The sequence below is a fragment of the Pseudomonas sp. SG-MS2 genome, from assembly GCF_009933855.1.
In the GTDB taxonomy this organism is placed as follows: domain Bacteria; phylum Pseudomonadota; class Gammaproteobacteria; order Pseudomonadales; family Pseudomonadaceae; genus Aquipseudomonas; species Aquipseudomonas putida_E.
Genome location: NZ_MOMO01000161.1, coordinates 1 through 19,356, shown reverse-complemented (window position 1 = coordinate 19,356; position 19,356 = coordinate 1). Strand labels below are relative to the sequence as shown.

Here is a 19,356-nt window from a genome sequence, read left to right as displayed (position 1 = left end):
CGGGAATTGTTGGGTCGCCCAGAGAGGCATCACTGTTCTGGGTAAATAAAAAAGGGGGCCTTCACAGGCCCCCTTTTTGCTCATGATGATTCACTTAGCTAACCAGTTCTCGACTTCGTCGGCACCATACTCGCTTTTCCAATCTTTCAATGTCTTGTGGTTACCACCCTTGGTTTCGACGCGCTCGCCTGTGTGAGGGTTCTTGTAGACCTTGAGCTGACGAGGCTTGCGGCTGGACTTTTCAGCCACAGCGGCTGGTGCACGTCGACTGGCAGATTGTGGGTCAAGAATGGCTACGATATTGCGCATGCTGTAGCCATACTCCGAGAGCAGGCTACGGAGCTTTTTTTCAAATTCGATTTCGCGCTTCAGGCCATCATCGTTTTTGAGGGTCTCGAGTTCGGCCAGCTGTGCAGCCAGTTTTTGCTCCAAAGCACGGAATTCGGCGAGTCTGGACATTTGATGCTCCTGTATATGGTGCCTCGAGTATAGGTGTGGGGCTACAGGCCATCAATGTGCGGATCGTGAAGAGGTAAGCTAGGGCCTAGCTCTTGCCTGGTGAACAAAGGGTTCGCAGGCGAAGATGGCGGTGAGCTATCATCCCAAACGCATTCGCCTTAAGGCCGGCCATTTCTATCAGCTGCCATCGATTACCAGCTCTACAAAGCTGGTCATTTGCGTGGGCTAGTGCATTGACCAGCACAAGTGTACGTCTTGACCGGCAGAAATCGACCCATAGCAGCCGGTCGCGTAAGACTGCAATCGATCAAAACCATCTGCTTATTCGCCGGCTTATGAGGCGGGTAAAATTCAGACACCTTGAAGGTCGATGACTCAGCGCTCGTAGCGTAACGCTTCAACCACAACGCCAAATGCTGATGAATGTTCACGGCGATTGGGGTAATAGAGATGGTAACCGGCAAACGGTTGGCACCAATCTTCCAGCACCCGCACAAGGGTGCCGTCGGCAAGCTCCTTCGCCACCATATCCTCGGGCAAGAAACCCAAGCCACATCCCGCCACGGCCGCACGCAGGATCGGCACGCTGCTGTTGAACGTCCATTGCCCTTCGACACGGGCCTTCAGTTCATGGCCATCTTTTTCAAAATCCCATTGCAGCAGGCTGCCATGGGTGGGCAGGCGCAGATTGATGCAATTTTGCGCCGCCAGATCACCAGGCACCGTCGGTACTGGCCGCTGTTTGAAATACTCCGGTGACCCCACGACGGCGATGCGCAGGGGCGGCCCGATGGGAATGGCGATCATGTCCTTGGCTACCTGGTCGCCCAGGCGTACACCTGCGTCATAGCGTTGCGCCACGATGTCGGATAGGGCGTAGTCGACGGTGATTTCGACTTTGATGTCCGGATAGTCGGGGAGCACCTTTAAAAGCTTGGGCCACAGAATATTGTTGGCGGCATGTTCGGATGCTTGAATCCGCACATTGCCTGCCGGGGTGTCGCGAAACTCGCTGACCGCAGCCAGTTCGAGTTCAATCTCATCGAACCTCGGCGCCATCGATTGATACAGCCGCTGACCCGCCTCGGTCGGCGAAACGCTGCGGGTGGTACGCGTCAGCAGGCGCACGCCCAATCGGCTTTCCAGCGCGCGCATGGTGTGGCTCAGCGCCGACTGCGAGACGCCAAGCTGGGCGGCCGCGCGGGTGAAACTGCCTTCGCGGGTGATGATCACGAAGGCTTGCAGGTCGTTGAGATTGGCGCGGGACATTGATGAGAACCTCTCATGAGGGGCGCGGGATTAATCCATGAAAGCAGGTTGCGCATCGAGGCGCGACCCCCCAAGAGATTTTTGATTATAGGGTGCGGGCGTAAAACGCGGTCAGTTTGCCAATTGCGGCATCGACATAACGTGGCACCCAATAGGTTTCGATGTGCGTCGCGCCGTCGAGGATAAATACCTCCTTGTCGGTGGTGCCGGTGGCTTTGGGGAAGGCGTCCTGTGTCATGTACAGGCTGTCGGCCTCGCTGCCAGCGATCATCAGCAAGGGTTGGTTGATCAGATCGATATGGTCAGTGGCGTCGAAACGCATCAAGTCGATCAGGCTGCTGGTGGTGTATTTGAAGGTCGAGTTCGGGTGCGCGTGGGTCTTCCAGTAGTACTCATAACCTTGGCGATACAGCTCGAAGGGCAGTTTGGCAATCTGCTCGTCGGTGAGGTTGGCATCGCCCGAATACAGCACCGCGCCGCCGGCTGCTTCTTGCACGCGAGCTGCTGACGCCTGTTGCAGGCGTTGCTGAATGCTGTCCATTTGCGAGTCGTTGTAGCCGTTGCGACGTACCCGACCCGAGTTGAACATGCTCACTGTTGCCAGCGATTTGAAGCGTTTGTCGGTTTGCGCTGCCGCCAACGAATAACCACCTCCACCGCAGATGCCGAGCAGGCCCAGACGCTTGTCATCGACGCCGGCAAACTGGCTGATGAAGTCGGCCATGCCGTGAATGTCTTCGATACGATACGCCGGTTTATCGATGCTGCGCGGCTGACCTCCGCTGGCACCCTGATACGCCGCATCGGCAGTGATGGTGATGTAGCCCTGTTCGGCCAGGCGTTGGGCATACAGACCGGCGACTTGTTCTTTCACGCCGCCATTGGGGTGTGCAACGACCACGGTCGGGTAGGTCTTCTTCGCGTCATAGTTAGCCGGGGTGTATACGTTGGCGGCGATATCCAGACCGTTGAGCTTGTAGCTGACCGGATGGATATTGACCTTGCCCGGTTCGTTCTTGCTGATCGCGCCGTCGTAGGCGAGGGTGAACGGGCTCTTTTTGTAATCGGCGGCCAAGGCTTCGCCTGCCGAGAGGCCGACTAATGCCGACATGAACGTTGCTTTGAAAGTGTTTTTCACGTGAAGCTCCTGAGCAATCAAAAGGGTGGCAGTTGCAAAAGTGTTTGGGTCAGTCCAGCTGGCTTTCTTTGAGGAATTGCGCGACCAAGTCAGCGATCTGCACGTTGTTCAGATCCGACATGGGGAAGTGGGTATTGCCATTAATGCCGATCTCCGGCAGGTGGATCAGTCGCACATCACCGCCGTGGCGATTGACCGCGTCACGCCAGAACCGGGCCATTTTCAGGCGTGCGCGCCAACTGTCCTGAGCGGGCAGGTCGATCGCCTGTTCCGGGATGTTGTCCCCGTAGATGATCAGAATGGGAATGCGCGTGAGGGCCATGAATTGCTCCATCGGCACCGCCGCGCCTTGCACCGTGTCGAACGCGCTAGGAATCGGCGCAGGCACTTCACCTTGAGCGAACACGAAGCTGCTGCCTGGCTCGAACGCCACAATGGCTTTGACCTTGTCGTTCTTGATCGCCGTCAACCAGCCCGGCCCGCCACCTTGTGAATGGGTGAATAAAATCCCCGGGCCGATTTTGTCGAACAGAGCTGACACGCCATCAGAGACCACGCCCATGTCGAACGGCCCGGTATTCGGCGTCATTGCGCGGAAAAACTGCTCGCGACTTTGTGCATCCCGAGGCACCTGCACGCCGTTGAAGTAGTTGGGCCACAGACCAATACGAAACTGGTTGAACCACAGTTGTTCGTCAGGCACAGGCTTGATTGTGGTTTCGACCATGCTGCGCCCGGCATCACCACGCCGTGGCTGATCGATCAAATAGACGCCGTAGTGGCGACGCAGAAAAATGTTCTGAAAGCCTTCGCGACCATCGGCGGTGGTTTCCCAGGTCTTGGAAAACTGACCCGCACCGTGCCACATGACGATGGGCAGTTTTCGCGCATCCACCGGGATTTGATAGAAGGCGTAGGCGTGGTCACCGTGGTAGGTCTGGCCGTTGGGCGTCATCGGTTGGCGCGGGTTGAAGGTGCCCGGTGCCGTGGTCACCGTTCCGCCGGCGGCGAAGCTGCCTTGTTGTTGAATCAGTAACGCGCCATCGGGGTGGTTCGCGCAGGCCGCCAACAGGCTCAACAGCGTGATGCTGAGCAGATGCTTTGCAGGTTTCATATCACTTCACCGAAGCCGCGAGGGCTTGGGCCAACGCGGTGTTGGCACGTTCCGCCGTCTGCGTATCGCCGTGTTTTTTCAGCAGTTCCGTGACCTCGCGCAACTGTGCAATGCTCAGACCGACACGCAAGCTCGCCGCCATGTGCGAGCGCAATTGCGGTTCGACACCTGGCGTCGCCGCCAGCGCCCCGATGGTCGCCAGTTCGCGGCTTTGCCAGTCGAGGTTGTCGCGCTCGAAGATGTCGCCGAACAGGTGGGTTTGCAGGAACCGGTTGATCACCGGAGCGAACTCGAACACCGGGCCTTTGACCGGGGCACCGGAGATCCTGGTTTGATTCGCGGTGCCGGCGGCCAGCAACTCATCCCCGATCGGAGTTACCCCGCTCGGCTCACGTCCCGGCGCATCCTCAATCCCGCGCTGTTTGCGCGCCTGCACCACCGTCATCAGCTCGTTCAAGGCGTTGATGCTGCGCGGGAAGCCCACATAGGCGTACAGCTGCACCAGAATTTCTCGGGTTTCGCTGATGGTCAGGCCGGCATCGAGCCCTTGATTGAGCGCGGTGTTGAGGCTGGACATGTCGCTGGTCGCCATGGATGCGGCGATCAGAGGAATCGTTTGTTGTTTGCGCGACAAGGTGGCGGCGCTGGCGGACGTGCTGGCCATGGTCTGCGATGCCTCGGCTGCTTGAGTGGTAACGCTGAACATCGCCCCTACGGCCAGACAAAGCGCCATGAGTGTGGGGAAGGCAGTGCTGTTGCGTGTGTCAGTGGTCATCGTGAAAGCTCCATCCAGTGCGGGTCACTGCGGTGTCGCTGGATCGTACGGAGGATGGTTGTTTCGATTAACCCTGAAATCGCGCATGGACTTCTGAGCAGAACTCATGAGTCAACATTGCCATAACCGCTGCAATTCCTGCGCGACCCTGCTGGTATGGGGCTTGGAGGTCGGATGACGGTCTACGACAAAGGTGCCGGGTGAGCAGCTTCGACACATTCCGTAATTTCATTGTCCGGCGTATTGCGCCTCCGAGACCTGTTCCGCCCAGGTGACGGTCTTGCCGTCTTCGGCTTCAGCGATGGCGATGTGGGTCATGCCGTTGCTGGCCGTGGCGCCATGCCAGTGACGGGTGTGCGGCGGAATCCAGACAGTGTCGCCCGGTCGGATTTCCAGTCGCGGGCCGCCCTCTTGCTGCACGTAGCCGACGCCTGCGGTGACGATCAGCGTTTGCCCCAGCGGATGGGTGTGCCACGCCGTGCGTGCGCCAGGTTCGAAGGTTACCGTGCCGCCGCCGACACGCGCCGGCGGCTCGCCCTTAAACAGGCCATCAACGCGCACCGTGCCGGTAAAGTTTTCCGCCGCGCCCTTGATCGAGGGCTGCGAGCCGTTCGGTGTAACGCGGATTTCGCTGGCGGCCTGGGATTCTGCTGCCATGAATGACAAAGCAACGAGTGGTGCGATCAATCGGTTCATCGGGTCAACTCCGGTCAGACGTGAAAGTGGCGCCGCACGTGGCGCCGCGCTGGGCAGATTCAGAGTCCGGTCATCTTCAGTGCCGATTCCGGCAGGCGTTCACCGTGCACTTCAATCTGCGCCATCTGTTCGTTGATCTCGCGCAGATCTTCATCGGTCAATTGCAGTTCGACTGCGCCCAGGTTCTCTTCCAGCCGATGCTGCTTGGTCGTGCCCGGGATCGGCACAATCCACGGTTTCTGTGCGAGCAACCAAGCCAGCGCCACTTGCGCCGGTGTGGCGTGTTTGCGATGCGCGACGGCTTTCACCACGTCGACCAGCGCCAGATTGGCCTTGCGGGCTTCAGGGGAAAAGCGCGGGACGACGTTGCGGAAATCACTGGCGTCGAACTGCGTGTGCTCATCGATCTGACCGGTGAGGAAACCGGCGCCGAGCGGGCTGAACGGTACGAAGCCGATCCGCAGTTCTTCCAGCACTGCCAGCAGTTCCAGCTCCGGGCCTCGCCAGAACAGCGAATATTCGCTCTGCACCGCCGTGACCGCTTGCACCGCGTGTGCCCGGCGGATGGTTTCCACACCCGCTTCAGACAGGCCGAAATGCTTGACCTTGCCCTCGGCGATCAGCTCCTTGACGGTGCCGGCGACGTCTTCGATGGGGACTTGTAGATCAACGCGATGCTGATAAAGCAGGTCGATGCAATCGGTGCGCAGACGCTTCAACGACGCCTCGACCGCCGCGCGGATATGCTCCGGACGGCTATTGGTGCCGCCGCTGCGTGCGCCGGTGTGCAAGTCGATATCGAAGCCAAACTTAGTGGCGATAACCACTTGATCGCGGATCGGCTGCAAGGCCTCGCCCAGCAGTTCTTCATTGGCGAACGGGCCATACGCTTCGGCGGTGTCGAACAAGGTGATGCCTTGCTCGTGGGCCGAACGAATCAGCTTGATCATGCCGGTTTTGTCGGCAGCCGGCCCATAGGCCGAGGTCATGCTCATGCAGCCAAGGCCCAGTGCGGACACTTGCAGGCCGTTGCCCAACGTGCGGATATTCATAATGTCACTCCGTACTGAATTCGATCAACGCGTGAGGGGGTGATCGCTCAGCCAGCCGTTCACGCGTTCCATGGTCTTACGCTCCTGCTCACTCTCCATCACAAAACCTTCCAGAACCCTGGCCTTCGGCGCGTGCTCGACCAGCACGCTGCGGCTGTTGCCCAAGCCGTAACCGCCGTGGGTATTGAAGGGGATGAGGGTCTTGCCGGTCAGGTCGTGGGCGCTGAGAAAAGCGCGCACGATGGGTGGGGCGGTCTCACCCCAGATCGGAAAGCCGAGATAGAGCGTGTCGTAGTCGCGGAGGGCGTGAACCGTGTGTTGCAGCTCGGGTTCGAAGCCGGTGTCACGCTCCTGACGCGCCTGCTCCACGGTTTGCAGATAGTCCTCGGGGTAGGCGTGGGCCGGGCGAATCTCGAAGAGATCGGCACCCAGCCCACGCTGGATCAGCCCTGCAACAACGCGGGTATTACCCGAGCGCGAGAAGTACGCGACCAGAATCCGCGAGCCTGAGCGTGGTGTTTCACTGGCGCCTTGCGTGTCGGCGAGCGACAGCAGCGGGGCGCTGGCCAGTGCGGCGATCACCGTGCGCCGCAGCGGATCGTGATCGTTGCTCATCGACCGACTCGCGCCTTGAGTGCCTCGGGATACCGCTCGCCTTCGATGCGGATCTGCGCCAGCGCTGTATCAATTGCCTTCAGTTCGAGGGCTTCGAGGGTGATGTCTGCGCCGCCGAGGTTTTCTTCCAGGCGATGCAGTTTGGTCGTCCCCGGAATCGGCACAATCCACGGCGCCTGCGCGAGCAGCCATGCCAGCGCGATCTGTGCGGGTGTGGATTGTTTTTGCGCGGCTATCTCGCGGATCAACACCACCAGGGCCTGATTGGCTTGCAGCGCCGACTGGCTGAAGCGCGGGACGATGCTACGAAAATCATCGCTGCCGTAGGTGGTATCTGCCGACACCGTGCCGGTAAGAAAACCTTTGCCCAAAGGGCTGAACGGCACGAAGCCGATGCCCAACTCCCAAAGCGTCGGCAGGATTTCCCGCTCAGGCTCGCGCCACCACAATGAGTATTCGCTTTGCAGCGCTGCGACCGGCTGCACCGCGTGTGCACGGCGAATGGTTTGCGCACCGGCTTCCGACAGGCCGAAGTGCTTGATCTTGCCTTCGCCAATCAAGTCTTTCACCACGCCGGCGACGTCCTCGATCGGCACGGCCGGGTCAACGCGGTGCTGGTAAAGCAGGTCGATGTAATCGGTCTTCAGTCGACGCAAAGAACCTTCGACCGCGACCCGGATGTGTTCGGGGCGGCTGTTGAGAATCTGCTGCTTATTGTCTTCGCCGAAGGTGAAGCCGAACTTGGTGGCGATGATCACTTGATCGCGCACCGGTGCCAGGGCTTCGCCCACCACCTGTTCGTTCAGGTAGGGGCCGTAAACCTCGGCGGTATCGAAGAACGTTACGCCCCGGTCAAACGCCGATCGGATCAGCGCAATGGCCTGTTGTGTATCAGTCGCCGGGCCGTAGCCATGGCTCAAGCCCATGCAACCCAAGCCCAGAGCTGATACTTCAAGTGAACTGTTTCCGAGTGTGCGCTTGTGCATCTGGATCTCCCGACATTTGATGTTGGGAGAACAGTAAGCGAGCTACCGAGCGGGGACTAGACGGTTAAATCGGCAAGGGTTCATGAGGTCTGTTCATCAATCACATAAGGTGGGCGGTAGGACTTTATCCGTGCCCTGAGCAAGTGCTAAGAAACAGACCTAACGCTCGCGTTTGATAGGAAGAAATCGAGCGGCCGCTTCTGGCCGTTAGCGGCCCTTAGCGAAGGCAGCTATGGGTCGATACCTGCTGGTCAAGGCATACCCGTGCGCTGGTCAAGCCCGATGCAAATGGCTGGTAAAGTCGAATGCAACCAGATGGTCAAGTGGGATGAAAACGCTTGGTCAAGTCAGGTGCAATTTCCCAGGTGGCCTGCCTAGTGTTGAATGTGATCGTGCGTGCAGGCTTTCCGTGACTGGTATTCGATCATTTCGAACCGGGGGGGATCACCTGGATCGAGCACGTCCCCGGTCATGAGCTTGCTCGACCGAGGCTTGAGCGCTCAGGAGAGTAGGGGGCTCGTATTTTTCAAAATGCCTTGTCAGTGACAGGTGACCGAGCAAGCGATCTACAGTGCGTCGCCTTCAAGCCCAGGCGATCCAACGCTCCATCTTCCCTTCAAACCCATCCGCGCAAAACTCCAGATTTGGCCAATAGTTCTGGTACACCTCATAGTCGAGCGCCGTTGCGATCCCGCGGTTCTCGGCGTTCAAAACGCTCCATGCTCGATACATCCGGTGCTGCCAGTCGGTCTCTGTCACCAACCGGTGCGATGTGTTCGATGACCAGCCGTCCTTCATAAGCGTTGTAACGAAGAATTCCGCAGCCGCATTTGCACAGCCGGCGTCGTGGGCAATCATCCTGTCCAGGATCGAATAGGAAATACCAATCGCCTGGAAGATCGATACCACTTGGCTGTCCAGCTCGTCGCTACATTGGGGAGCTTTCGAGGCAAGAGTCTGCTGCGGGATGAAGGCGAATACGGTGGCGATCGGGGAGGTCATAGGTGCTGCCTTTATTGTTGTTGTTTTATTTCATGATGCCCATGGAGCAAGCGTCGCCGCAACACGTCGCATGATGTCTGCCCGGGCACTCATGAATCGAAGCCATGAGCCAAACGGAGTGCGCTAGCACGAGGATGTAAGCCCGGAGGGCCAAGACCCAGACGCAGTCAGGGCATGGTTCACACAGCCGTGCTGCAGGCCGTGTCCAGCCCTCAGTGTTCCTGGGTCTGGCTTCACCGGCGAACAAAGCGCCCCACGTGCATGCTTGCCCTAGTCACGAGTGGAGGTTGTTAGGGACTTAGTGACCGGAATAGTGATGGAGTACAAATGTACTCCCAAGGACGGATGAGGACTCACCACCCCCGTCTTGTTCACTGAGTCAGCGTGGCTTTAAGCACTTTATCGATTGACGATTAACGCCATGTAGCGATCCTTGTATCTCACTGGTGCAGCTTGTGAGTCGTCTGTGATGTCTTTGAAGTATCAGCTCACGAGATCTGCTTAATGCGCCATACGAAACCAGACGGTCGCTACTTCGTAGTCAAAGGTCAGTTATGGCGCTGCAGCAATCCCGCGCTATCTGATGACCAGCGCCAGCAGTTGGTGCAGATGCTGATGGAGGCGCGGAGAGCCGTCAAAGTAGCGAAGGCAACAAATCATGCAGATCAGTTGCGCACAGCTCGAGCAGAAGTAGATCAGGCGAAGAGGGCAATAGGGGAGAGGGGCCCGGTATGGTGGAGTGACGGCAGCCCGGACTACAACCGCCACAAGGCTGTAAGCACGCCCTATGCTGAGTGGTACCGCTCACTGCCCGAGCCGTAGCGATCATGCGCGCAGAGACACAGATTTTGAGCCCACCTATTGCTTGACGCTCGCCGCTACTAGTTCCGCGATGCCTTGTCGCACGGCGTCGATGTTGTCGTCGAGAGTCGTCAGAGCACCATTCACATTTTCTACCACACTGCTTGCTCCTCGATCACCAACCCATTTGGCTAGCTCTTCGACGGCGGCGCGTAATGCATCCTGGTTATGGCTGAGGCGCTCAAGGACTTCAGCGGCTGTCCGTAGCTCTTTCATGATTAGCGAATCCTAGTAGGGTTGGCAGCACACCTTGTATCACGGTTTCCCGCGGTAAAGCTGGCGTCCTGGTATTTCAAGGTGCCGCCCTGGTTGTGTTTCGCTCCCTCATTACGTTCACGCGAAAGCTGGAGAGTGTGCAGACCGAGACTGCCACGTGAATTGATCCGCCTCGACAGTAGGGTCGGTCGTGGCTTGTAACGGAGGTTGACTTTTACACTGTATTTACATACAGTATAAAAGTCCGGGGAGTGCTCCAATCTAATAGGTGTGGTACTGACGTCTCTGACGTGCCTTCTCGGACTCGTGTAACTATCAGGATGATTTTTGCACGCACACAAAAGCCCCTTTCGGGGCTTTTTTCGTTTTAGAATTTCTCGCCTTCGACATGGGATTAGTCACTCAGCCCTGCGGAAGAAATCAGTCCCATTTGATCACTCATCACTGAGCTAAGATTCTTCAATCTTATGACCAAGTGAAGCGAGGGGCTATGGCAGTTGTGTTCTTTCTACCGTGGGTATCTGCTGCCAAAGAGCTGCGGATCGCAGACCTACGCATGATCCCTTATGAGCGAGGTCGACTTCCGGGTGAGTTGCTGGGCATACCGCAGGAAGCTTTCGACGGCGTACTAGGCAACTACGGCGACAGAGGTTTCGGCTCTCAGCCTTCACAGCCGATCCAGCAAGCCGCGGTCATCATTTGGGACGAAGACACACCGGGCCTTGAAGCCTCGGATGCCCAGATCCAACAGCGACTGGTTCAGTGTTCGTATCTCGCATTCTCTGCCCTGGTAGGTCGGTCGTTGTGCTCAACTTCCGACTATTGCAACGCCGACACACTCCAGGTCGTTGCGCAGCGGTTTGATGTCGCGTCACCAGCTCATTCCTGTATGACCACGCGCCGGCGTGACGGTGGAACACAAAACATGCTGGCGGGTAGGGGAGGGCTCAAGTTCATTCGGCCGTACCACGTCGACAACAGCTCGCGGATTACGCTCGACATCCCACTGCTTGACGCACTACTCAAGCTACCTGTTGGGGAACTTAAGGAACGTATCGACGAGGCGGTCGTTTCTTTCCTCAGAGCCAATACCGATGCGTCATCCATAGATGAACGATCCGAGCTGATCCTGATGCGGGTTGCCATAGACACGCTGCTTGACGTTCCGCATGACAAAGCTGCCTTCCGCAGAGCCATCAACGAACACTTCGATGAGCTACCGAACCCGCCCATCTGGCATAAAGGGAGCCTGGACGAACAGTGGTGGTGCAAGCACTGGGACAAGCATGTAAATCGCCCGCTCGACGCCTGGGTTCACGATTTCTGTGCCGCTCGTAACGCCGCAGCTCATGGCCCCGCAAATGGTGAGAAGGGAAGCATCTGGCCTCGCCATAACCACCTCATGTTCTCCGCCTGGTTGCTGCCGCTGATCGTCAAAAAGCTACTTGCCCAAGCCGGGCTTTACGAGCTCACCGCCAAAGATAAGGTCGCGAGGGCGGGCTTTGAGGTCTTTCTGGCGCACGATCTGCTGGCCTTCACCGACAAGGATGAGAACAAGGTTTGGTGGCAAATAGCCGAGTCTGAGCTTTATCTGCCTCTGTTTGCTGAGCGATTGCAGCGAGCATGCGAATGACGAAAGTATGGTGTTGTGGACTTGAGTCAAAGCGTGCCGATACGCAGTGGGAGACGGGGAGGGAATCCGGGAGAGAAATGAAGATCTAGCTTGAAACCGCCCTCGACTCGGTGTGTAAACCAATTTTTTGATGTGTAAACCACCCCGCTTTACACGTCAAAAAACTGATTTACACATTTCCTGAGACGCCGGCCTCAGGCCAACGTAACCACCTGCAGGGATCGTAGTAATAGGCACGCCTGAAACTGGCACCAGGCTCGCCTATAAGGGGGAGACATTGAGCGGATGGCGATGGTGTAGTCTAGGATCAGACCGCAGAAGGAGCGTACTCATGAGCACCTTGTCACCCGATCAACACGACCGTTACCTGGAAGTACTAAACGCCGCAAAGAGCCTGTATAACGGCGATTGTGATGCAGCCACGCGCTGGATGTCACGTCCGTTGCAAGCCTTTGGCGGCAAGGCTCCTGCCGGTATGGTCACGACTAGACTAGAGACTGACACGGTTATCGAGTTTATCAGGCGCTTGGAGCATGGATTTGTCGCCTGATTGCCAGTGAACAACGTTCTAGAGGCGTGTCAGATGTCGAGCCTGATTCTGCTCAGGGCTGCCAAGACTGCCGCCCCCTTGTACACCCACCCAGTTGGCCGTGTGCCTTCTCTGACGCCCTAGGTGAGGTGACTTCCGTCTCGATCTCAGCTGATTGCGGGGCGTCTAGGCGTCCCTCAACAAGTTTTCTAGCGTGGTCTGCTGCCAAGTGCTCAACAGCTCCACAGCGTGGGTACTGTACGACTGCAGCGAGTCGAAAGACCTCATCGGCCGCAGGCGGGGGGGGGCGTTCCGGCGGAGTACACCGCTGCATCACTGGCATTGTTTACTACGGCGCAAAATCAAGGCGGTCACGGGCAGGCTGACCAACAAAACTGACAATATTAAACTGAGAATGCTCCGTCTCGCCTGCGTTTATAGCGGCGAGCCTCGCTTGAACATATTCGTCCCAACCAGGATTACAGAATTGCGTGTCGGGCCAAAAGTTGTGTGCGTCGTCTGCCACAAATAGCCTGGCAATCGCTCGCTGATCCGCACCAACCAAACACCAAGCAGCTACTACTCTATCGTTCCACGTTGCGGAGGTCAGTAGGTGTACCGCAGCAAAATCCGCTAAGCAAAATTGATCGACTTCTCTGTCAAAAGCGTACATCGCGTTCAACTGGTCTAGGTAGGAACCTTCGGCCATAGAATCTACTGCCGTGAAAAACCAGCCTATTGCCTGGAATTGGCTGAGACTGACGAGTCTTTTGTGGGCGGGGGACAGACGACTTCTGCTGAACCACGCCTTCGTGCCCGTTTTAGTTTTAGTAGCTGGAGCAGGTATATTGCTGACGGCCATTTTAAGCTTCCTGATTATTGTATTTGGACTGTGCGTACGTCAACCGTCCACAGGGGGCGGCATGCTTCTTTCAGAATGCCTGTGGAGCCAGCTGGCACGCAATCAAATACGGCCCTCCCTAGAGAAAGTGGAGCAGTACGATTTTAAATGACGGCCTTGGGAATGGAGATTGTCTGTTGCCGTGACAAGGATGGCCTTGAGGACTCGCACCGCTGGTCTGAAACCATCTGAATAAAATCATACTTGACGAGGGGCAGGAGAGGCGGAAAAACTCGCTCAAATAGTACACTTAGTAGATTAGGTTTCCTGCGCGCAACAGGCCGCAACCTAATGAAATTACTGCGCTTTTTTTGTAGCCTTTGGATATTCTACTTAGTGGACTTTTTGGATCTACCCTCTGGCAGCGAGCAACAGGATTCTCAATAATTAATTAAATGCTTATTTCGCCTCGGACAGTTTCTGGTCGCAACAGGTTGCGCACGCGAGCGTCCTCTTGACAGAGCGAATTCACGTTCTATCCTAGGCTCAAGCGATGGGTAGCAAATCCATTCAACACAAGCACCTGCTACTTCGCGCTTCAGGTTGTACTCGGAACTTTCCCTGAGTTTAACCCTTAAACTGGGTGGCACTTTGATATAGGCCCTATATTCGTGGCAGGCGTCAGAGTCGCCCGACAGGAAACGGTTGATTGTTAGCAGGGGTTGGAAAGGCGTTGTTCTCCAGTGCTGTCACGCGGGCCGCCAGAAGCTCAGGTTTTGAGCTCAAGCATCCTAATCGCCCATATCTGACACGGTGAGCGTGCTGTTGCTAATTTAACGCGAGGGTTTGAGATGAAAGCACGGTGGAGGCAGAATCAAAGCAGCAAAGTCACCTCTGCCGAAATACTGCAAATTATATCAGCCTCCGCTGCTGTAAATAACAAGCAAAAACCGAGGAGGACGGATATCAGTCAGGCGAAAAGTGCTTACAAGCCAGCTGGCACCGGCATCTCTCTTGAAGTTCGTAATCTGTATTCCAGTGTGCTGCAGTCCTCGCTTGAACATGGATTCGAAATTGAACAGGTGAACTTTATCTGGCGGGCCGCGAGTTTAGTATACTCTGTCAAAGAGATATCTTCGCTGTTCGAAGACAGGCTGGAAACCATCACCTCGACAGTAACCTTTCACGATTACCTACGGAAGCTTTCCATGGCGCACTCACTCCCCCCTAATCAACCAGCGGAGATACTTGAAGGGAAGGGCGCTGTAGCAATAAGAACGCTGGCCCATCTCAAGGTAAAACACGATCGAAAGGCTTTCATCTGGGCTGCTAGCATGGATTGGGAGTATACACTCAAATCATGGGTCGACTTTACTTACGCACTATTGGAAAAACTCGTCAAAGATGAGTTGGTAGCAGACACCCTTCGTTGCAAGCTATTCGCGCGAGATCTTGGCTTGTAGTGCCAATAGCAAGTAAAAATGCCTAAGCCAACATTGCTGCCAGATCTCTAGCTACTCCGGTCACTGCCTTCATGGAAGGCTAGGTATTCTGTCTATACCTGCCCGTTTCAGGGTTTGACCAGTGTCAGCTCACCTTCTTCAGCCAGCGGATTCACATAGAGCTGAGGGATATGAGCCTCATCGGGGTACTTCATCTCTAGCTGCGTGACAGCCCTATCAAATGCTTGGTGAACGTCCTGTCCAAAGCCGATCGATGCATAGAATCGCGCCGCGAAGTCTTTTGCTGCCACATCGGCGATAGCGCCATCCATGCCAATGGCTGCGATAAGGTGCTCGGAACATTGTTCAGCCAGTTCATGGGAGTGACAGCAGTTGAACACAGCGACCTTTAAGAATCGCTTGCTGCCTGCCACCGCGCGAAGCATCCCTTGCAACGGCACCACGTGGGGCTCACCAGTCGGCGTTTCCACCACTAAGTGTCCACCAGGGGTGCCATGTCCACTGAAGTGAATGACAGCAGGCTCGCTCTCATCCAGAGCTTGAAGGATGTCCTCAGCCTGAACTGCCCAGTGCGAATCTACCTTCAGCGCGTCTCGATGTTTCGAGGCGCGAATATGGGCGTTTACCTGACGGATCTCATTTTGCAGATCCAACGCTTTCTCAGATTTGCGACCAGGGTCAGCACCGAAGAACAGAATCTGAATTTGCTCAGGTGGTTCCTTAAGCTTTGCCAACTCCCGTTCGAGCTCATCTGCACGAGCCACTTGATAGGCGAGACCGACTTGAAGAGAACCGAGCTGGCGACTCTTCGCTTGGGCATCCTGAAGGGCTTTTCTTTGTAATCGCTCCTGCTCAGCCCTGAGCTTACGAGACTCGTTAATCTGCTCACGCTCCAGGGCCTTATCTAGCCGCTGCTTATCGGCAGTGAGGCGAACCATTTCGCGGTTAATATCAGCGAGGATTTTTGCAGCATCTGTCTCCGCCTTGGCTCGCAAACCGTCGTACCGCTGAGCCTGCTGTTGCTTTGTTTTGGCGGTCGAAGCAGACTGAGCCCGGGTTGCTTCCACTGCGGTCTTTCGTACGGCTTCACCATGCTTTGCCGCTTCATGGATCTTTCGCGAGTGTGATTCTCTCAGACGAGCAATTCGCTGCTGATGGGCACGCACCAAACTGCGATAGTGATTTGAGCTCATGACTTCCCCTCAGCTCCCATGCTGTAGTGGCGGGAGCTTGGCTTATCAACGCCTCGCTTGACCAGTACTTTTGAGAGTCGCCGACCTTCAAATTGAAGACGGCCAGACGGACACCATCATGGACGACACCCTGGCTTACCTGAAAGACCGCTACAAGGATGAACAGGCCCGGTTCGACCACTTCGAGAACAAATGCGCTAAGTTCCTAACCGCCGTTTCGGTGGTGATCGCCGCATTGACGGCGCTCGCCAGCGCCAAGGGGAGGGTGCTTTTCGCCCTTAGCGGCCCGTGGGATGTCATTGCGCTTGGGTGCTTTTTGGCTGCAGCTTTCTGTGTGGTGTGCTCGTGGGGTCATGCCCTGAGCGCTCTGAGAATTCGGGACTGCCCAACGCTGCCGTACAGTCGCCAGACTGTAGAATGGATGAAAGCGGCTGATGCACCAGATCACCAGCAGCATGTCTACAACTGCTACATCGATACGTTGGAAAAACTGAAGTCAGCCATCGACGAGAAATCCAGACCTCTAGACTTTGCCTACAGCGAGATGGTCTACGCCGCCTGGGCGTTGTCGCTATTGGCAGTGATCAACCTCGGCAAGGAGATATTTGCATGAGCAACGAACAGAAACCGAAGAATCAGGAAAACAAGACACCACCGCCGCCGACCACTGAATATCACCGACGCTCCGAGGAGCGCCCGGTGAACCGCAAAGATCAGCCAGACCGGCGTTGATCCATAGCTCCCGTTGAATCGGAGGCTGTAGGGAAAGGGATGTGATAACGCATACCTCCGTGCCTACAGTCTCGGATGACTCCCCAATCATTCGAGTGGCCGGCAGGTTGTTATGCGGCTGATCCAGAAAAAAACGCCCCGAGCCACGTACAAGCTCTTTCTGTGCAAGGAAAGCTAAAGAGGAGGAGGAGGGGGCGGGGGTAGGAGCGATAGTGCAGCCACTCGCGCACCTAGGAAATATTCAAGACACTCATCGATTCGCGTTTGGCTGAACGTAAAGCTAGATTTTTAGGTCGGCTTCTGAGGAATTCGCAAGCGCTTCCAAGCTTAGTTTATGCGTTTGTTAAAATCTGAAAACGGGTTCTCACGCAAGTGTCCAGCTTTCACAAGAGTAACAAAGCATGAATTACACCACCCTACTATCCGACTTGCACGTGCTACCTGGCTCGCTTTATCTGGAGGTAACTGATAAAACGGACGCCAATTCTGATTGATCGTGAATTCGGGATCCTCATATAAGCCGTTGTCCCTAAACGCACGACCTTGAACTACCCATTCGACTGGTGGGTTCATACAGAATACGTAAAATTGCTCCACCTCATGTCTAAAGAGCTCTGCTGGTGTCTTTTTCAGAATTAACATAGACCAAAGTGTCAGCTTTTCGAAGGCCATTAGCTTCAGCCGGCTTGAGTCTAGCATTGCTAATAGATCAAAAAATGATACGCCAGCCCGACAGACATCGATATCTAAAAACTTATTCCCCCCCACCAACATATTTACCCTAAGCGTAGCACTTAGAGGCTTGAAACTTCGAGAAGACATGCCAAAGAGGGGAATAGGAGCTATTCCGAGGGTGGAGCAGTTACTCTTTGAGAGCAAGAACACGCCGTGAATCGCTCTATGAGTCAGCTGCTTGTCACTAACTCGTTTCCTAAATCGCGCGGACGCCTGTACGCTTGCCGCCTGTCTAACCTCGACTTTTTTATTGCAATTCGGGCACCTTAGGAATAGCGACTTGAGTATCTGAGTTGGTGAATACCCACCAGGGCAGATATCAGGGAGCTCACAAGTGAAATTCACAAGAGCTCTTCGGGTGAATATTGGAAGCTGCTCTGTGAATTGTGGATATTTAGAAAGACCAAGATACTCCCGCCAGCGAAAGAAAAATTTCATGTACCCACTGGGCAATTCCCGTTCAAGCACGCCGGTATTCGTTGCAAGTCTAAACAAGCCACTATCGTACGCTGTCACCAAAAAGCACTGCATACTAAATTCATTGCAATATTTTGCCAGCTCACTATGACTGATGCGTAGATATAGAGAGGTTGCAAACAGGAACAGGCCACGTTCGCTAGCAGCCCTGCCTGGCCGATATGTTGCTAATGCCTCCATATAGACTACAGCTAGCTTTTCGGCATCTCTACAGCAGCACTGCTTGATTCCGGCTTTTTGAGGTGAAGGAGGGCATATCACAAGACCCATGAATTCAGAACCAAATCTGAGAAATTTATTCAGGGTAAAGCGCACACGCTCTGGATCTAATATTGGAGCGGAGCACGGTCGCCACTTTGGATTGGGCTTTGAAACACCTCGCTCCACTATAAATCGCTTGACTCCTACTTTCCCTAGCCATTTTTCCGGGGGAGCCCTTAGGAAATCAATAAACTTTGATATGTCTTTTCCCATAAGCGCGGAAATAGACTTTTTCTTTATAGAAAAACACCAGAGAAGCAGTCGTTCAATTATATACAGCTCTTGTCTAGCGTTCACGCGCCTCGACAAAGTCTTATTATAGTAATCCGCCAACAGCTTATAGCCGTCATGAGCACGCAGCGTGGAGGGAAGCGATTGCAGATATTCTCGTACTAGGCAGATTTCAACTACGGAACTCCCCGAGCCATCCGCCGCAGGTAGCCCTTGGCTTGTCAGCAAAGGGTGGAATGAAACGTCCATCTGTTCCCACTAGCAGAAAAAATCATCCACCGAAATGTACTCAATGTCGTGAGGTGCGGCAATCGTCGCGTTCAGGGCTTGCTCAACCCAGAATTTTCTTCCGGTTAAGTCGCGACAACGCGAACCGGGAGCACATCTCGAACGCTCGCCAAAGCATAGGGTTTTATTAGGGAAATCAACGAGATGTTGGATTCGAGGAAACTGGCTTTTCGTTCTTCCGATTAACAATCAGACGAAGCCGAGGTGACGAGGCTGCTTGCAATTTTTTTCCAAGCGGATCATCGGTGTGATTCGAAGAGTCGAGAAATCAGTGGGTTAGGTAAAAACTGGCTCCGCTTATTGATCGGACGGTGGGCGAGGCGGATGCTGAGAAATCTTATTAGGTAAGCAACGCAAGTACGCGACCTGAAAGGCTTTCCGCGAAACCGTTGGTGGTTTCCGATTAACTGGTAGAGCTCACATTAGTGGAAACGGACATCTATGTTGCGAGACGGTCACACACACACAATTTAACATAATATGCATTATGCGCAGCTTCGTATGGGGCTACCGGGCCCGTGGTGGCCAGAATTGTAGCCAGGTGCACGGCCCCGGCTCGCCGCTGGTAACCAAATTCCCGTAAACCTGGACGAAATCCACGACCAATGTTTGCAACATCCGTGCGGCACGGCATGAAGCGCTTCAACTGATCGTGCACGTCACGGCGTTATCTACCACCACCAATCAATGATAGAAAGAACATAGATCCGCCCAACACAATCAGCCCCGCGATCGTGTCCCGGGAAGTGGTGTAACTGAACCAGCCGAAGGCGCCCTGCGGGCGAAAGAG

The 19,356-nt window shown here is 55.4% G+C and carries 20 protein-coding genes; 6 read left to right on the top strand and 14 right to left on the bottom strand.

The window, feature by feature from the left end:
* Window positions 1–90 precede the first annotated feature (90 nt).
* The 10 genes from BLX42_RS13500 to BLX42_RS13455 all read right to left on the bottom strand — a co-directional run bounded on the left by BLX42_RS13500 (window position 91) and on the right by BLX42_RS13455 (window position 9,106).
* Complete coding sequence (locus tag BLX42_RS13500) at window positions 91–459, bottom strand: histone-like nucleoid-structuring protein, MvaT/MvaU family (protein WP_105641269.1); 369 nt, start codon at window positions 457–459, stop codon at window positions 91–93.
* Window positions 460–834: 375 nt separating this feature from the next.
* Window positions 835–1,728 (bottom strand): LysR family transcriptional regulator, encoded by an 894-nt coding sequence (locus BLX42_RS13495; protein ID WP_105641271.1) that lies wholly within the window; start codon window positions 1,726–1,728, stop codon window positions 835–837.
* Between the two features lie 85 nt (window positions 1,729–1,813).
* On the bottom strand, window positions 1,814–2,866 hold the full coding sequence (locus tag BLX42_RS13490) for an alpha/beta hydrolase (RefSeq protein ID WP_161871966.1): 1,053 nt from the start codon (window positions 2,864–2,866) through the stop codon (window positions 1,814–1,816).
* A 49-nt stretch (window positions 2,867–2,915) separates the two neighbouring features.
* The gene (locus BLX42_RS13485) at window positions 2,916–3,860 is read right to left on the bottom strand and encodes an alpha/beta fold hydrolase (protein ID WP_178110736.1); all 945 of its coding nucleotides are present in this window, start codon (window positions 3,858–3,860) and stop codon (window positions 2,916–2,918) included.
* A 121-nt stretch (window positions 3,861–3,981) separates the two neighbouring features.
* On the bottom strand, window positions 3,982–4,755 hold the full coding sequence (locus BLX42_RS13480; protein WP_105641274.1) for a carboxymuconolactone decarboxylase family protein: 774 nt from the start codon (window positions 4,753–4,755) through the stop codon (window positions 3,982–3,984).
* A gap of 228 nt (window positions 4,756–4,983) precedes the next feature.
* Complete coding sequence (locus tag BLX42_RS13475; RefSeq protein WP_105641275.1) at window positions 4,984–5,451, bottom strand: cupin domain-containing protein; 468 nt, start codon at window positions 5,449–5,451, stop codon at window positions 4,984–4,986.
* Between the two features lie 59 nt (window positions 5,452–5,510).
* The gene (locus BLX42_RS13470) at window positions 5,511–6,503 is read right to left on the bottom strand and encodes an aldo/keto reductase (protein WP_161871964.1); all 993 of its coding nucleotides are present in this window, start codon (window positions 6,501–6,503) and stop codon (window positions 5,511–5,513) included.
* 24 nt (window positions 6,504–6,527) lie between these two features.
* The gene (locus tag BLX42_RS13465; protein ID WP_105641277.1) at window positions 6,528–7,118 is read right to left on the bottom strand and encodes a flavodoxin; all 591 of its coding nucleotides are present in this window, start codon (window positions 7,116–7,118) and stop codon (window positions 6,528–6,530) included.
* Window positions 7,115–8,104: an aldo/keto reductase gene (locus BLX42_RS13460; protein WP_105641278.1), complete on the bottom strand. Its 990-nt coding sequence runs from the start codon at window positions 8,102–8,104 to the stop codon at window positions 7,115–7,117. Before BLX42_RS13460 ends, BLX42_RS13465 begins: the two co-directional genes overlap by 4 nt.
* Before the next feature lie 582 nt (window positions 8,105–8,686).
* On the bottom strand, window positions 8,687–9,106 hold the full coding sequence (locus BLX42_RS13455; RefSeq protein WP_105641279.1) for a hypothetical protein: 420 nt from the start codon (window positions 9,104–9,106) through the stop codon (window positions 8,687–8,689).
* A gap of 504 nt (window positions 9,107–9,610) precedes the next feature.
* Here BLX42_RS13455 and BLX42_RS26910 point away from each other — a divergent pair.
* Window positions 9,611–9,928 (top strand): hypothetical protein, encoded by a 318-nt coding sequence (locus tag BLX42_RS26910; RefSeq protein WP_017135695.1) that lies wholly within the window; start codon window positions 9,611–9,613, stop codon window positions 9,926–9,928.
* A gap of 36 nt (window positions 9,929–9,964) precedes the next feature.
* On the opposite strand, the gene BLX42_RS13450 is transcribed toward BLX42_RS26910, so the two are convergent.
* A complete protein-coding gene (locus BLX42_RS13450) occupies window positions 9,965–10,183 on the bottom strand; it encodes a hypothetical protein (RefSeq protein ID WP_105641280.1) in 219 nt (72 codons plus the stop codon).
* Between the two features lie 490 nt (window positions 10,184–10,673).
* Here BLX42_RS13450 and BLX42_RS13445 point away from each other — a divergent pair, with 490 nt between their 5' ends.
* Entirely contained in the window at window positions 10,674–11,816 is a 1,143-nt protein-coding gene (locus BLX42_RS13445) for a hypothetical protein (RefSeq protein ID WP_161871963.1), read from the top strand.
* Window positions 11,817–12,147: 331 nt separating this feature from the next.
* Complete coding sequence (locus BLX42_RS13440) at window positions 12,148–12,366, top strand: MbcA/ParS/Xre antitoxin family protein (RefSeq protein ID WP_017135698.1); 219 nt, start codon at window positions 12,148–12,150, stop codon at window positions 12,364–12,366.
* Window positions 12,367–12,694: 328 nt separating this feature from the next.
* Here BLX42_RS13440 and BLX42_RS13435 read toward each other — a convergent pair whose 3' ends face one another.
* A complete protein-coding gene (locus tag BLX42_RS13435; RefSeq protein WP_105641282.1) occupies window positions 12,695–13,207 on the bottom strand; it encodes a hypothetical protein in 513 nt (170 codons plus the stop codon).
* Window positions 13,208–14,037: 830 nt separating this feature from the next.
* Here BLX42_RS13435 and BLX42_RS13430 point away from each other — a divergent pair.
* Window positions 14,038–14,649 (top strand): hypothetical protein, encoded by a 612-nt coding sequence (locus BLX42_RS13430; RefSeq protein ID WP_161871962.1) that lies wholly within the window; start codon window positions 14,038–14,040, stop codon window positions 14,647–14,649.
* 107 nt (window positions 14,650–14,756) lie between these two features.
* On the opposite strand, the gene BLX42_RS13425 is transcribed toward BLX42_RS13430, so the two are convergent.
* A complete protein-coding gene (locus BLX42_RS13425; RefSeq protein ID WP_105641284.1) occupies window positions 14,757–15,842 on the bottom strand; it encodes a hypothetical protein in 1,086 nt (361 codons plus the stop codon).
* Between the two features lie 118 nt (window positions 15,843–15,960).
* Between BLX42_RS13425 and BLX42_RS13420 the strand changes: the two genes are divergently transcribed.
* Both BLX42_RS13420 and BLX42_RS26905 read left to right on the top strand, forming a co-directional pair.
* Window positions 15,961–16,455: a hypothetical protein gene (locus tag BLX42_RS13420; RefSeq protein ID WP_105641384.1), complete on the top strand. Its 495-nt coding sequence runs from the start codon at window positions 15,961–15,963 to the stop codon at window positions 16,453–16,455.
* Window positions 16,452–16,574, top strand: a complete 123-nt coding sequence (locus tag BLX42_RS26905) for a hypothetical protein (RefSeq protein WP_256585747.1) — start codon at window positions 16,452–16,454, stop codon at window positions 16,572–16,574. The genes BLX42_RS13420 and BLX42_RS26905 overlap by 4 nt, the downstream gene beginning before the upstream one ends.
* Window positions 16,575–16,901: 327 nt before the next feature.
* On the opposite strand, the gene BLX42_RS13415 is transcribed toward BLX42_RS26905, so the two are convergent.
* A complete protein-coding gene (locus BLX42_RS13415) occupies window positions 16,902–18,527 on the bottom strand; it encodes a hypothetical protein (RefSeq protein WP_146117313.1) in 1,626 nt (541 codons plus the stop codon).
* Window positions 18,528–19,356 lie beyond the last annotated feature (829 nt).